1 pseudogene is annotated in these 241 nt (G+C 71.8%); it reads left to right on the top strand.

Annotation, left to right across the window (positions count from 1 at the left end):
- A pseudogene (locus AX692_RS20270) lies at positions 1–241 on the top strand (RsmB/NOP family class I SAM-dependent RNA methyltransferase); the annotation flags it as partial.

Below are 241 nucleotides of genomic sequence, written 5' to 3' on the forward strand. Positions count from 1 at the left end.
GGCTGGCACTCCCCGAAGCGGGCGAGGTGCTGGCGAGCGCGCAGGGCCTGCGCTTTGCCTCGGGCACCCCGGTTGAGCAATGGGAGGCCTACGAACAGGGGCTTGTCGAGATCCAGGACCTGGGCTCCCAGCTGATCGTCGAGGCGCTGCCCGTCTCCCCCGGCGACACGATCATCGACCTGTGCGCAGGCGGTGGGGGCAAGACCCTCGCGCTCGCCGCGAGGCTCGGGAACGCGGCGAG

This window comes from Erythrobacter donghaensis (genome assembly GCF_001557325.1).
GTDB classification, from domain to species: Bacteria; Pseudomonadota; Alphaproteobacteria; order Sphingomonadales; family Sphingomonadaceae; genus Erythrobacter; species Erythrobacter donghaensis_B.